This window comes from Rhizobium sp. ZPR4, assembly GCF_040215725.1.
Lineage (GTDB): Bacteria > Pseudomonadota > Alphaproteobacteria > Rhizobiales > Rhizobiaceae > Rhizobium > Rhizobium rhizogenes_D.
This window is the reverse complement of record NZ_CP157967.1, coordinates 566,700-579,300: the sequence shown is the minus strand read 5'-3', so window position 1 is coordinate 579,300 and position 12,601 is coordinate 566,700. Positions and strand designations below refer to the sequence as shown.

Sequence of the window (12,601 nt, the reverse complement as noted above, 5' to 3'; positions counted from 1 at the left end):
ATCAATGATAATCTTCTTCTCGCTGATGCCTGAGCGCCAATATCGTGACCGTCTCGCTATCTTCGATCTCGAATAGCGCTACATAGCCCGAAGATCCGAACGAAATGACGAGTTCGCGGAGCAGTGCGTTGTCCGCCAACGCCTTACGGCAATTGAACGGAAAATTCTCCAGAAGTTCCGTTGCCTTGGCGATTGCCTGATAGGCCCTTTCCGCAAGCTCGATATCTCTTTCAAGCAAATAGTCATAGAGCCGCTCGAGATCTTCGAGTGCACCTTGAGAATAGCGGACGGCAAATGTCATTTATGCTTGGAAGCTTTCGCGGCTTCAAGCTTGCTCCTCAGCCTACCGAGCACACTATCTGCGCTGTGATACACACCAGTTCTGCGTGCCTCCTCACGCGCGGCAAGACCGCGAGCGATGAATTCGGCCGTTGTCCGCCGATGCTCGATTTGAGCACGTAGCGAAGTTTCCACAAATGCGGACAAGGTCTCGCCCTCCTGCAGCACGCTTTCAGCTGCGGCACGCAAGGCTGGATCAACTCGCAAGGAAGGAATGGAGGCGGATTTCATGTATCAGCTCCTTTGCGTTGCAATTGCGATGCATTTTATTCGATCACGGACAAGCGTCAACACGCGGATTAAGTCTTGGCCATAATGGGAAATTCTGTAAGAAAGGCCGATATCGCAATCCGAGCCACCCGAAGGAATGTCTTCAAGAGACATGCGGGCCAGCCTGCCGGTCATACGTCCCATGCCCCCAATCTACCGCAAGTCCAAACTGCTTCGTCGTTCCCGTGTCATCTGGGGCTCTTTCAATCTTTGGCGGCCGCGCCTGGTGTTCTGGACGGGGGCTCTGGCGATCGGCGTCATCAGTGTCGGCTTTGCCAAACTGGCGGATCTGGCGCAACGGGCTTTTGCCGGCGTGACACAATCGGGCGAGTGGATGTGGCTACTGCCTCTGCTGCTGACGCCGCTCGGCTTCATTCTCTCGGCCTATCTCGCAGCGACGCTGTTTCCTAACTCGCAGGGAAGCGGCATTCCACAGGCAATTGCCGCACGGCACCTGCATCATGACGAGGATCGCACGAAGCTGCTGTCGCTCCGATTGGCTTTCGGCAAGATCGTGCTGACCATATTGGGGCTACTCAGCGGCGCCTCCATCGGCCGCGAGGGACCAACAGTGCAGGTCGGCGCTTCCTTCATGCTGGCCGTTGCCCGGTTCGGCGGCATGGCGCAGGCCAAGGGGCTGATCCTCGCCGGCTCTGCCGCCGGCATCGCGGCGGCCTTCAATACGCCGCTCGCCGGTATCGTCTTTGCCATCGAGGAGATGAGCCGCACCTATGAAGCGCGCGCCAATGGCCTGGTCCTGACCGCCGTCATTCTTTCCGGCCTCGCCGCACTCGGGCTTTCCGGCAGCTACAATTATTTCGGCACGGCCGACGCCGCCCCAACGATGTTTCGGGATTGGATCGTCATGCTGATCTGTGGTGTCGGCGGCGGCGCGCTTGGCGCCACCTTCAGCGGGCTGGCGCTCTATGCCGGCATCCGCATCCGCCGCTGGGCGCAACCGCAGCCGCTGAAACGCATGTTGATCCTTGCCGGGTTCTGCGGCCTCGTCGTTGCGGCCGTCGGCGTCATTTCCGGCGGCCAGACCTTCGGCACCGGTTATGAACAGGCACGCGGCGCAGTGGAAGGACATGCGCTGCCGCCGTTCTTCTTCTTCGAGAAGTTGCTTGCAAGCTTCCTGTCGATGATCTCGGGCATTCCCGGCGGCATCTTCGCGCCCTCGCTTGCCGTCGGCGCCGGCTTCGGCAGCACGGTCGGCACGCTGGTCGGCGGCGGCGTGGCGCTTGCGGCGATCCTCGGCATGGCCGGCTATTTCGCCGGCGTCGTTCAGGCACCGATGACCGCCTTCGTCATCATCCTGGAAATGACCGGCGACCATCAGGCCGTCATCCCGATCATGGCGGTATCGATGATCGGCTATGTGACCTCACGGCTGCTGTCGCGCGAGCCCTTGTACCATGGCCTGTCGCGCGTCTTCATTGCAGCGGCGATCCGCGCCCGGCGCGCCATGGAAAAGGAAAGCGGCGAGGAACACCCCGCCCACTGAGTACCGAAGCCCTGCAATGGCCGAAGGGAGCCCTCCAAAGGACTTCCTTGAACTTGATCGTCAGGCCATCAGCCTGGCAACTTCCGCACCCTCGGGCTGAGCGATCGCATCGGCGATGGTCGTCGAGAACAGCACTTTGCGGGTCGCATCCGCCACCCGGGCAAAGACGTGGCGAATTTCGCAGGTCTGCTCACCATCGCAATCGTCACAGCGACGATAGGCGGTGAGCGACAGACAGGGCAGCGGCGCCAACGGTCCATCGATGACCCGCAGGATCTCGCCGAAGGTGATTTCGTTTGCCGGCTTGCGCAGGAGATAGCCACCCTGCTTGCCACGTCGGCTGATGACGATACCCTGATGTTTCAGGTCGAGAAGGATCTGTTCCAGGAATTTCTTCGGGATCTTCTGCTGGGCTGCGATGTCGGAAATCATCATCGGCTCGCCCGCCTCGGATTGGGCCAAGGCAGACAGCGCCCGCAGCGCATATTTTGCTTTCTGAGTAATCATTTCGAACCGCTTCACACACACATGCGATACGTTCGGCCGATCGATTCGGCCGGTCCGCTATAGAACTCCTCAGCCCTCGTCCCCGGGGCAATTTCGAAGCACTCACACCCTTGGCGCAATGCCAGGAAACGCTAGCAACCCAGACTTGTTATCATTCTTCGTCGCTATGCCCATAGTTTAGCGCAAAATTCACCGCAGCGCATCATTTTGGGCATCACTTCCGATTTCCGTTTGACAAGCTATGTGTAACTCTACTATTTCTATAGACATTAAAGCAAGCACTTAAACATGGCCCGCCATATCAGGTGCTTCCGAAAGGCCGCGTCCGGCGGCAAAACGTCTTGGTTAACAGCCGAGGCGGTCGCTTTTCCTTATCGGCGCCGCTTCATGGAGATATTTACCCTCCAGCCGCTCCCTTTCGAAATCTATTTTTCTGTCCGCTGCCCTGACTAACTGCGATACTCCGGGCAACATCAGGACAGGACCCCCCATGACTGCCATTACATCCATTGAAGATGCCGCGACGCTTAACAGCCAGCTCGCATCGCTCGATCTTGCCGGCCGTCTGTCTCTCGTGGCCGGCCTCGGTGGCCGCGCCGTGTTCACGACCTCGCTCGGGATCGAGGATCAGGTGATCACGGCGGAGATCGGCAATCACCGCCTGCCGATCGAAGTGGCGACCCTGCAGACCGGCCGTCTCTTTCCGGAAACGCTCGCTCTGATCGACGAGACGGAAAGCCAATATGATATCCATATCGTCCGCTACGAGCCGGAGCAGGCCGATATCGATGCTTACGCGGAAAAATACGGTCTGAACGGTTTCTACGAGAGCGTTGAAGCCAGACATGCCTGTTGTGGCGTGCGCAAGCTGAAGCCGCTTGCGCGTGCACTTTCGGGCGCCAGCATCTGGATCACCGGCCTGCGCCGCGGCCAATCCGCCAACCGCGCCGATACGCCCTTTGCCGAGTTCGACCCCGAGCGCAATCTCATCAAGGTCAACCCGCTTGCCGATTGGGACATCGACGTCATTCGCACCTATGTCGCCGACAACAGCGTTCCGGTAAACCCGCTGCACGCACGCGGTTATCCCTCGATCGGCTGCGAGCCCTGCACCCGCGCCATCAAGCCGGGCGAGCCCGAGCGCGCCGGCCGCTGGTGGTGGGAAAACGACGAAAAGCGCGAATGCGGTCTGCATGTCCACGAAGAAGGCGCTGCCGCAACAGCACAATAAAGCACCCGCCGGTTCCCTGCATCGATGTGAAGCGCGTCACCTACGCCGCCGATATCCAGGGAACCAACGCATCCATTCTTTCCGGCCAAGCTTCGGTCGGGACATTTGAAAGTTCTGGAGTGATAAATGCCCGATAGCCGTCCGGATACAGAAATCTCCAATCCGCAAAGCGTCAAGCCACCGCTCGATCCGCATCTGAAAGCGCTGGAAAACGAAGCCATTCACATCTTCCGCGAGGTTGCGGCCGAATTCGAGCGTCCCGTCATGCTCTATTCGATCGGCAAGGATTCGTCGGTGCTGCTACATCTGGCGCGCAAGGCCTTCTATCCCGGCCGCATCCCCTTCCCGCTGCTGCATGTGAACACCGGCTGGAAATTCGCCGAGATGATCACCTTCCGCGACGAGATCGTGAAGAAATACGATCTCGATCTGATCGAGCATATCAACCCGCGCGGCAAGGCGGAGAACATCACGCCCTTCACCTATGGCTCGGCGCGCTACACCGACATCATGAAGACCGAGGCGCTGCGCCATGCGCTTGATGCCGGCCAGTTCGACGCGGCTTTCGGCGGCGCCCGCCGCGACGAGGAAGCCTCTCGCGCCAAGGAGCGCATCTACTCCTTCCGCACGCCGGACCATCGCTGGGATCCGCGCAACCAGCGCCCGGAACTCTGGAATGTCTATAACGGCCAGATCCGCAAGGGCGAAAGCGTTCGCGTCTTCCCGCTCTCCAACTGGACCGAGGTCGATATCTGGCGCTACATCCAGGCCGAGGATATTCCGATCGTGCCGCTCTATTTCGCGGCAAAGCGCCCGATTGTCGAGCGCGACGGCATGATGATCATGGCCGCCGATCCGCGGCTCGAACTGCTACCCGGCGAAGTCAAGCGCGAGGAGCTCATCCGCTTCCGCACGCTCGGCTGCTTCCCGCTGACCGGCGCGATCCGCTCCACCGCCACAACCCTTGAAGAAATCATTGCAGAGCTGGAAATCGCCACGGTTTCCGAACGGCAGGGACGCGCGATCGACCGCGACCAGTCCGGCTCCATGGAAAAGAAGAAGCGCGAAGGATATTTCTGAGATGACCGTCAACGCAAACGTCGTCGCCATTCCCGCAGCCGAACCGGCCAAGGCACTTCGCGATTCGCGCCCGCTTCGCCTGATCACCTGCGGCAGCGTCGATGACGGCAAGTCCACGCTGATCGGCCGACTTCTCTGGGATACCAAAGCGGTCAAGGAAGACCAGGCCGCCACGCTCCAGCGCGATTCCACCGGCAAGCAGAACGATCTCGGCCTGCCCGATTTCGCATTGCTGCTCGATGGCCTCCAGGCCGAGCGCGAACAGGGCATCACCATCGATGTCGCCTATCGCTATTTCTCGACCGATAAGCGCTCCTTCATCGTCGCGGATACGCCCGGCCACGAGCAATATACCCGCAACATGGCAACCGGCGCCTCGACCGCCGATCTCGCCGTGCTGCTGGTCGATGCGCGCATGGGCATCCTCGAGCAGACCCGCCGGCACGCGACCATCGCCTCCCAGCTCGGGATCAAGCAGTTCGTACTGGCCATCAACAAGATCGACCTGACGAATTACGACCGCGCCGGTTTCGAGAAGATTTCCAACGACTTCCGCGAATTCGCGCTGTCGCTCGGCGTCAAGCAGATCACCGCCATTCCGATGTCGGCGCTGAAGGGCGAAAACGTCGTCTATTCCGGCCAGGCTGCCATGCCGTGGTACACTGGCCCGACGCTGGTCGAGACGCTGGAACTCGCGACCGTGCGCTCGGCGCAGACGGTCGGTTTCCGTCTTTCGGTGCAGCGCGTCTCCCGCCCTGGCGAGAGCTTTCGCGGCTATCAGGGCACGGTCGCTGGCGGCTCGGTGAAGCCGGGCGACAGCGTCATGATCCTGCCGTCGGGCATGGTCGCCAACGTCTCGAAGATCGTAACCTTCGATCTCGTACGCAACGCGGCTGTTGCCGGCGACGCCATCACGCTCGTTCTTGACCGCCAGGTGGATGTGTCGCGCGGCGACATGATTGTCGCCATCGATAGCCAGCCGCAGACAGGCCTCTCCTTCGACGCCCAGATCGTTGCGCTGCAGCCGGAAGGCATTGAGCCGGGCAAGCGCTACTGGCTGAAGAGCGGCAGCCGCCGCCAGCGCGTCCAGGTACAGCCGATCGCCCAGCTTGAATTGAAGACCGGCGCATGGGCACCGGCGCAGGCGCTCTGGATGAACGCCATCGGCAAGGTTCGCCTGACCTTCGACGAAAGCGCCATCTTCGACCCCTATGAGCAGAACCGCTCGACCGGCTCCTTCATCCTGATCGACCCCGAAAGCAACAACACGGTTGCCGGCGGCATGATCACTGGCAAGCGCTCCGATCTCGGCGGCATCCACAAGGATGGCCAGCGGGTTCTCCTGTCCCTGCCGGCCGATCTCGCCGAGCAGATCATGGCAAGCGAGCTCTTCGTCAGCCGCCGTGATGAAACGGATGTGCGCCGCGTCACCGCCGCGCAGGCAGCGGAAATCTGGGCGAATGCGGCAAGCGACATCTGATCGCTACTGCGTCTAAAAAGTAAGGCGGCGGGCTCGGCTCAGCCGCCTTTTTCATTTGGAGAAGCCGCTCCGAGCGAAAGCTTGGTGATGTGCTTAGAGGCTCGCGACAACGGCAGCCAGCGTTGCCATGCGAGCTTCATCGCGCTTGTAGAAAATCCACTGTTTGATGCGCTTCGGCCGCACTAGGCCCGCTTGCACCAGAATGCGCATGTGCTCGCTCAGCGTTGCCTGGGATATTTTCAGCTTCTCGGCAATGAGGAGCGCACAGACACCATCCTCCACAAGATCGCCGTCGAGTTGCGGCGCAAAATGGGCACACGGATCCTTCAGCCAGCGCAGAATGGTGAGACGGCGTTCGTTGGCCAAAGCCTTGATGAGATCGAGCTCTTGCATTTCGTCACTTTGCTAAGTAACAAAGTTATTGTCAACTTCCGTCTGCGAGATGCCAATGCTTTCCGACACGATGATCATCCCCGCCCGCATTGCAGAGACCGAAAAGCGGATCCGCCCGCATATCCGCCACACGCCGGTTCTGCATTCGGACCTGGCGGATTTCGGCCTTGCTCCGGGTTATCTCGGCTTCAAACTTGAATTTCTGCAACATTCCGGCTCATTCAAGGCGCGCGGCGCCTTTTCCAGTCTGCTCGGCAGAGATGTGCCGGCGGCCGGTGTCGTTGCGGCCTCCGGCGGCAATCATGGTGCAGCAGTCGCTTATGCAGCGATGCGGCTCGGCATTCCCGCAACGATCTTCGTGCCGAGCGTGACCTCGCCGGCCAAGGCCGAGCGTATCCGCGGCTATGGTGCGAACCTGATCATCGGCGGGGAACGCTATGCCGATGCGCTTGCCGCCAGCCAGCATTGGGTGGAGGAGCGCGGCGCCATGGCGATCCACGCCTATGACCAGCCCGAGACCTTGCTTGGGCAAGGGACGATCGGGGTCGAGATCGAGGCGGATATTCCTGATATCGATACGCTGCTGGTCGCGGTCGGTGGCGGTGGACTGATTGGCGGCATCGCTGCCTGGTTTCAGGGCCGCGTCCGGGTCGTTGCCGTCGAGCCGGAAGGCGCACCGACACTCTGGCAAGCCTTTGAGGCAGGGCACCCGGTCGATGCTCCCGCCGGCAGCATCGCCGCCGATTCACTGGCGCCAAAACGCGTCGGCGAGCTCATGTTTCCGATCGCCCGGGCCTATGCGCAACGTCCCGTGCTGGTCACCGATGATGAGATCCGCCAAGCGCAGGAGGCTTTGTGGGATCGGCTGAGGATCGTCGCCGAACCCGGTGGCGCAACGGCCTTTGCCGCGCTGTTTGCCGGCAAATATGTCCCGGTCCCGGACGAGCGTGTGGCCGTGCTGCTTTGCGGCGCCAACACGACCGCTGTTCGATTTGATTGAAACCACTCCCGGTTCGCTGGAACTAGCCTCGGAACGATCGTCCGAGGCTGCCGGTCAATGCAATATCTCGCCAAGCGCCGCCACCAGCCGATCGCATTCCTCATCCGTGCCGATGCTGATGCGCAGGAAGTCGCCGATACGCTCTGCCGAAAACCGTCTTATCAAAATCCCCCTGCTCCGCAGCTCCGCCGCAAGCTCCGCACCTGCCCGGTTCGGATGCCGAGCGAACAGAAAATTGGCGGATGACGGGAGGACGTGAAAACCGAGCTCCTTGAGCGCGGCGGCCAGCCGTTCCCGGCTGGCGATGATCATGGCACGATGACGCTCGAACCAGTCCCGATCCTTCCAGGCGGCGACGGCGCCGGCCAAAGCGAGCCGGTCGAGAGGATAGGAATTGAAGCTGTCCTTGACCCTTTCCAAAGCCTCGATGAGCGGCCGCTGGCCGACAGCGAAACCGACACGCAAACCGGCAAGCCCGCGCGACTTCGACAGGGTCTGGATCACCAAGAGATTCGGATTGCTTCGGACAAGCGGAACGGCGCTTTCGCCGCCGAAATCGACATAGGCTTCATCGATCACCACAACCTGATCGGGATGATCCCTAAGAAGGCTCTCGATATCAGCCAGAGGCAGGCCGATGCCTGTGGGCGCATTAGGATTGGGCAGGATGATCGCGCCGCAGAGCTGGCGATAGTCATCGACGCGGACACACATCTCGGCATCGACCGGGACCTGCTGGAACCGAACGCCAAAGAGGCGGCAGTAGGTCGGATAGAAGCTGTAAGTGATGTCGGGGAAAAGCAGGGGCTCTTCGTGATTCAAGAGTGCCTGGAAGGTATGAGCCAGAACCTCGTCCGATCCATTGCCGACGAAGACCTCATCCTTGTCGAGCCCAAAACTCTCGGCGATTGCGACGCGCAGTTCTCGCGCCGTCGGGTCCGGATAGAGGCGAAGCGTATTGGACGTGGCCCTCGAGATCGCCTCGAGGGCAAGCGGCGAAGGACCGTAGGGGCTCTCATTGGTGTTGAGCTTGGTTATCCCGCCCGCGGTAGGCTGCTCGCCGGCGACATAGGGGGTCAAGGAATGAACAATCGGGCTCCAGAAGCGGCTCATCGTGATTTCCAAATTTGGCTGCACAAGCCGCGGATCAGCGCGGCAAATCTGCGTATCAAGCCGACACCGTCGCAAAATCGAACTCCGACGACAACTGCTTCTCAGGCAATTCCAGAAATTATCTCTCCGATCAAACAGACGTTATTCGGACTGGCCCAAAGACCTCTGTCTCAGGCAGCAGTCGTCGCCGGCAAAACATCACAGCTCTTCGCGAAAAGCCGCTCGCTCAGAAAATCGACGAAAACCCGAACCTTGGGCGACATGTGGCGATTGGACGGCCAGAGCAGATGGAAGTGGCCGGGCTCGTCGATGAAATCATCGAGAACCGTCTGCAGTTTTCCTTCCACAAGTGTACTGCGCACGAGAAAATCCGGCATGCAGCCGATGCCGAGGCCGGCGACCGTTGCGCCGCGCACCGCCTCCATATTGTTGCAGGAGAAGGCCGTCCGCATTCGCAGATCCAGCTCACCCTCCGACATTTTCAATGGCCAATCCTGCAGCTTGCCGCTGTTTGGGAAGCGAAACCGGATTGCCAGATGCTCGTTGAGATCGCGCGGGCAATCGGGAAGACCGAAGCGTTCGAGATAGCTGGGCGCTGCGCAGAGCAGCATCTGGAACGGCCGCAAGGTGCGCGATATCAGCCGCGAATCCGGCAGGTCGCCACTGCGGATCGCGACGTCGACCCCCTCCTCGATCATATCGACGATGCGGTCGTTGAAATCGATGTCGAGTTCGACTTCGGGATAACGGGCGACGAATTCCGGCACGACGGGCAAAAGGAAGTGGTAGCTGACGATCGGCACGCTGACGCGCAGCCGCCCGCGTGGCACGGCGACCGCCTGCGCAAGCGAGGCCTGCGCATCGTCGAGATCGTCGAGCACCCGCCGGCAACGCTCGTGAAAGAGACGCCCCTCCTCGGTCAACCGGATGCTGCGCGTGGACCGCTGCAGCAGCCGCACGCCAAGCTGATGCTCCAGATTGCTAACCGCCTTGCCGACGGCGGACGCCGAAAGATCGAGCACGCGCCCGGCGGCCGCGAAGCTGCCAAGATCCGCTGTGCGAACGAAGGCCGTCAAGCCGCTCAAACGATCCATAGCGCACTCCATTCGAGAGTTTTATTCCGGTATATATGGAAAACTAGCGCAATTATCATCTGATTACAGCAAATATATCCTGCTTGGGTCATTTGAAGCGCGCGGACGCCGGCCTTTGGCCACCACCACTCCCAGGATTGCCCGCCGCTTCCCCTTTGCTCGAACCTCACGGTAATCCGATGACCTCTCCCCAGACAAAGGTCGCAAATCCGACCGAGAAATTCTTTGTCCTCGTCGCCGTCTGCTGTGCGGCGGCGGCGATGCCGCTCACTTTCACCGGCCCGGCCGTTGCCCTACCGGCCATCAGCCGCGCGCTCGGCGACAGCCCGATCGCGCTCAACTGGGTCACCAATGCCTTCATGCTGACCTTCGGCAGCTGCCTGATGGCATCGGGCGCGCTGGCGGACAGTTTTGGCCGGCGGCGCATTTTTCTGACCGGCGTCGGCTGCTTCGCGCTATTCTCCGCTGGATTGGCGCTCGCCGGCAACATCGTCTGCTTCGACATATTGCGCGCTCTACAAGGCCTTGGCGCCGCAGCCGCCTTTTCCGGCGGCATGGCCTCGCTGGCTCAGGAGTTCGACGGCACGGCGCGGATGCGGGCCTTCAGCATTGTCGGCTCCAGCTTCGGCGTCGGCCTCGCCTTCGGACCGATCGCCTCCGGCCTGATGATCGATGCCTTCGGCTGGCCGTCTATCTTCATTCTCGTTGTTGCGCTGGCATTGCTCGCACTTGGCCTCGGCGCCTGCTTTCTGCGCGAATCCAGAGATCCCGATGCGGCAGGGCTGGATTGGCCAGGCGCGCTGAGCTTCACGCTCGCCTTGACGCTCTTTACCTATGGCGTGCTGCGCGCGCCGGAAACCGGCTGGAGCGATGCGCTCGTCATCGCCCTGCTGGTCGGCGCTGCATTGCTCTTTCTCGCCTTCGGTATCATCGAGCGCGTCGTGAAGCGACCGATGCTGGATCTCAGTCTGTTTCGCTATCCGCGTTTCGTCGGCGTGCAGCTTCTGGCGGCCGCACCCGCCTATGCCTTCGTCGTGCTGCTGATCCTGCTGCCCGTGCGTTTCGTCGGCATAGAGGGCATGAGCGAGATCGCCGCCGGGCGCATGATGGTCGCGCTCTCGGCGCCACTGCTCATCCTGCCCATCGTCGCCGGGCTTCTGACGCGCTGGTTCAGCCCTGCAACGATCTGCGGCACAGGCCTCATCATCTCGGCGGCAGGCCTTTTCTGGCTCAGCCACTTTACCACCGGTTCGGCCCCAGCCGCTCTCATCGGTCCGCTGCTAACGATCGGCGTCGGCATCAGCCTGCCCTGGGGGCTGATGGACGGGCTTGCCGTCAGCGTCGTTCCCAAGGAGCGGGCCGGCATGGCAACCGGCATCTTCAGCACCACCCGCGTCGCCGGCGAAGGTGTCGCGCTTGCAATCGTCAGCGCCATCCTCTCCGCCTTCATTCAATCGAACCTCGGCGCAGCCGCTGGTGAGCACGCCGCGATGGCTGCACAGCAGCTCGTGACAGGCAATCTGACCGCCGCGACGTCGAATGTACCGGCGATCGGGCATGACGCTCTCATTCAGGGTTATAGTGACGCCTTCAGTGCGCTACTCTGGCTTCTGACCGCCATCACCGTTCTGACAGCCGTCGTCGTCTTTTCCTTCCTCGGCCGCTCGTCATCGACCGCCGCCGCAGAAGATGCGGAACAATTGCAAGAGGACGAAGATACGCTCCGCGTATCGAAAGCTTAAGCAGCACTGATGACTGGCTGGGCAATTTTCCGGCCAGTCCGACCACCGTCGGCGGCATAGCAACGAGGCGAATCGAAGGCCGGGCACGGCCGAAAATCCTACCGCGTCGCAACAGAATATTTCGAAACCACATAAAATGTGCGCACCAGATCCATGCGCGAACGATCTTCGCAGCGGCATCAGACTGGCGTTTATATTCACCGCTGCTATATCATATCCCCATGATATCAGACCGGTTTTTGAAGATTATAGCCTGGACCTATATTGCGACGCTCATCGGCGTGACCTTTGCGCATCTCAATTGGCAGGCGACGTTCGGCAATCCGTTCGATATCTTTCGCGCCGCCGCACTCTGCATAGCAGGAATGCTTGCCCGGCTCGCCTACCCGCAATCTCCCTCCTTCACCTGCCTATTGATGATTGGCAGCGTGCTGCTGCTTTCCGTGTCGCATTTGCTGGCAAACGGCAATTTTGGCTCGACGCTCGACATCATCGTCGGCATGACCAGCGGGCTCTGGGGCATTATGATCGGCTCGATGCTGAGCAAACTCATCATCACGGCCTCCAAGCGACCAGCCTCATACTAACCATACCGCAAGAGCCAGCGATCGCTCGAATATACACCCCTCAGCTGCCGCGGGAGGGTGATGATCGCCGTATAAACAATCAAATGGGCAATTGCGTCTGGCTGACCGCGTGACGATAAATATTATCAACTAATATTCGAATAAAATAAAACTCCATATTCTACCCCAAAATGACTATTCGGCAGCCAATATTATGCAGTACTTACCATCTTTGTTTGTATATGTTGCTTTCTTGCAACTAAAACTTAAATTTCACGAAAA

General features: G+C 60.5%; 13 protein-coding genes. 7 read left to right on the top strand and 6 right to left on the bottom strand.

Going from position 1 to position 12,601, the window contains the following annotated elements; translation table 11 throughout:
• Position 1: 1 nt before the first annotated feature.
• Together ABOK31_RS02825 and ABOK31_RS02820 are read right to left on the bottom strand one after the other, a co-directional pair.
• Positions 2-301: a type II toxin-antitoxin system RelE/ParE family toxin gene (locus ABOK31_RS02825; protein WP_174173920.1), complete on the bottom strand. Its 300-nt coding sequence runs from the start codon at positions 299-301 to the stop codon at positions 2-4.
• Positions 298-570 carry a YlcI/YnfO family protein gene (locus ABOK31_RS02820; RefSeq protein ID WP_349957714.1) on the bottom strand — a complete coding sequence of 91 codons (273 nt, stop codon included), beginning with the start codon at positions 568-570 and terminating at the stop codon, positions 298-300. Before ABOK31_RS02820 ends, ABOK31_RS02825 begins: the two co-directional genes overlap by 4 nt.
• Before the next feature lie 181 nt (positions 571-751).
• Here ABOK31_RS02820 and ABOK31_RS02815 point away from each other — a divergent pair, with 181 nt between their 5' ends.
• Complete coding sequence (locus tag ABOK31_RS02815; protein ID WP_349957713.1) at positions 752-2,113, top strand: chloride channel protein; 1,362 nt, start codon at positions 752-754, stop codon at positions 2,111-2,113.
• Positions 2,114-2,173: 60 nt separating this feature from the next.
• On the opposite strand, the gene ABOK31_RS02810 is transcribed toward ABOK31_RS02815, so the two are convergent.
• The gene (locus ABOK31_RS02810; protein ID WP_174173917.1) at positions 2,174-2,620 is read right to left on the bottom strand and encodes an Rrf2 family transcriptional regulator; all 447 of its coding nucleotides are present in this window, start codon (positions 2,618-2,620) and stop codon (positions 2,174-2,176) included.
• 490 nt (positions 2,621-3,110) lie between these two features.
• Here ABOK31_RS02810 and ABOK31_RS02805 point away from each other — a divergent pair, with 490 nt between their 5' ends.
• From ABOK31_RS02805 to cysN, 3 genes are all read left to right on the top strand, one after another.
• Positions 3,111-3,851, top strand: a complete 741-nt coding sequence (locus ABOK31_RS02805) for a phosphoadenylyl-sulfate reductase (RefSeq protein WP_349957712.1) — start codon at positions 3,111-3,113, stop codon at positions 3,849-3,851.
• A 126-nt stretch (positions 3,852-3,977) separates the two neighbouring features.
• Positions 3,978-4,931 carry a sulfate adenylyltransferase subunit CysD gene (cysD, locus tag ABOK31_RS02800; RefSeq protein WP_174173915.1) on the top strand — a complete coding sequence of 318 codons (954 nt, stop codon included), beginning with the start codon at positions 3,978-3,980 and terminating at the stop codon, positions 4,929-4,931.
• 1 nt (position 4,932) lies between these two features.
• Positions 4,933-6,411, top strand: coding sequence for a sulfate adenylyltransferase subunit CysN (cysN, locus tag ABOK31_RS02795; RefSeq protein WP_349957711.1), 1,479 nt, complete (start codon positions 4,933-4,935; stop codon positions 6,409-6,411).
• Between the two features lie 93 nt (positions 6,412-6,504).
• Here cysN and ABOK31_RS02790 read toward each other — a convergent pair whose 3' ends face one another.
• Positions 6,505-6,804: a helix-turn-helix domain-containing protein gene (locus ABOK31_RS02790; RefSeq protein WP_174173913.1), complete on the bottom strand. Its 300-nt coding sequence runs from the start codon at positions 6,802-6,804 to the stop codon at positions 6,505-6,507.
• 55 nt (positions 6,805-6,859) lie between these two features.
• Between ABOK31_RS02790 and ABOK31_RS02785 the strand changes: the two genes are divergently transcribed.
• Positions 6,860-7,804 (top strand): threonine/serine dehydratase, encoded by a 945-nt coding sequence (locus ABOK31_RS02785; protein ID WP_349957710.1) that lies wholly within the window; start codon positions 6,860-6,862, stop codon positions 7,802-7,804.
• Positions 7,805-7,858: 54 nt separating this feature from the next.
• Here ABOK31_RS02785 and hisC read toward each other — a convergent pair whose 3' ends face one another.
• Both hisC and ABOK31_RS02775 read right to left on the bottom strand, forming a co-directional pair.
• Complete coding sequence (gene hisC, locus ABOK31_RS02780; RefSeq protein WP_349957709.1) at positions 7,859-8,917, bottom strand: histidinol-phosphate transaminase; 1,059 nt, start codon at positions 8,915-8,917, stop codon at positions 7,859-7,861.
• A gap of 170 nt (positions 8,918-9,087) precedes the next feature.
• Positions 9,088-10,011, bottom strand: coding sequence for a LysR family transcriptional regulator (locus ABOK31_RS02775; RefSeq protein ID WP_349957708.1), 924 nt, complete (start codon positions 10,009-10,011; stop codon positions 9,088-9,090).
• A gap of 179 nt (positions 10,012-10,190) precedes the next feature.
• Between ABOK31_RS02775 and ABOK31_RS02770 the strand changes: the two genes are divergently transcribed.
• Together ABOK31_RS02770 and ABOK31_RS02765 are read left to right on the top strand one after the other, a co-directional pair.
• Entirely contained in the window at positions 10,191-11,753 is a 1,563-nt protein-coding gene (locus ABOK31_RS02770; RefSeq protein ID WP_349957707.1) for an MFS transporter, read from the top strand.
• 239 nt (positions 11,754-11,992) lie between these two features.
• Entirely contained in the window at positions 11,993-12,340 is a 348-nt protein-coding gene (locus ABOK31_RS02765; protein WP_174173907.1) for a hypothetical protein, read from the top strand.
• Positions 12,341-12,601 lie beyond the last annotated feature (261 nt).

What these genes read in the sequence shown, in the direction of transcription:
- ABOK31_RS02770 (WP_349957707.1), top strand. Translation starts at nt 10,191, where the DNA reads ATGACCTCTCCCCAGACAAAGGTCGCAAATCCGACCGAGAAATTCTTT.
- cysD (WP_174173915.1), top strand. Translation starts at nt 3,978, where the DNA reads ATGCCCGATAGCCGTCCGGATACAGAAATCTCCAATCCGCAAAGCGTC.
- ABOK31_RS02790 (WP_174173913.1), bottom strand. Translation starts at nt 6,804, where the DNA reads ATGCAAGAGCTCGATCTCATCAAGGCTTTGGCCAACGAACGCCGTCTC.
- ABOK31_RS02810 (WP_174173917.1), bottom strand. Translation starts at nt 2,620, where the DNA reads ATGATTACTCAGAAAGCAAAATATGCGCTGCGGGCGCTGTCTGCCTTG.
- ABOK31_RS02785 (WP_349957710.1), top strand. Translation starts at nt 6,860, where the DNA reads ATGCTTTCCGACACGATGATCATCCCCGCCCGCATTGCAGAGACCGAA.
- ABOK31_RS02805 (WP_349957712.1), top strand. Translation starts at nt 3,111, where the DNA reads ATGACTGCCATTACATCCATTGAAGATGCCGCGACGCTTAACAGCCAG.
- ABOK31_RS02825 (WP_174173920.1), bottom strand. Translation starts at nt 301, where the DNA reads ATGACATTTGCCGTCCGCTATTCTCAAGGTGCACTCGAAGATCTCGAG.
- cysN (WP_349957711.1), top strand. Translation starts at nt 4,933, where the DNA reads ATGACCGTCAACGCAAACGTCGTCGCCATTCCCGCAGCCGAACCGGCC.
- ABOK31_RS02815 (WP_349957713.1), top strand. Translation starts at nt 752, where the DNA reads ATGCCCCCAATCTACCGCAAGTCCAAACTGCTTCGTCGTTCCCGTGTC.
- hisC (WP_349957709.1), bottom strand. Translation starts at nt 8,917, where the DNA reads ATGAGCCGCTTCTGGAGCCCGATTGTTCATTCCTTGACCCCCTATGTC.
- ABOK31_RS02820 (WP_349957714.1), bottom strand. Translation starts at nt 570, where the DNA reads ATGAAATCCGCCTCCATTCCTTCCTTGCGAGTTGATCCAGCCTTGCGT.
- ABOK31_RS02775 (WP_349957708.1), bottom strand. Translation starts at nt 10,011, where the DNA reads ATGGATCGTTTGAGCGGCTTGACGGCCTTCGTTCGCACAGCGGATCTT.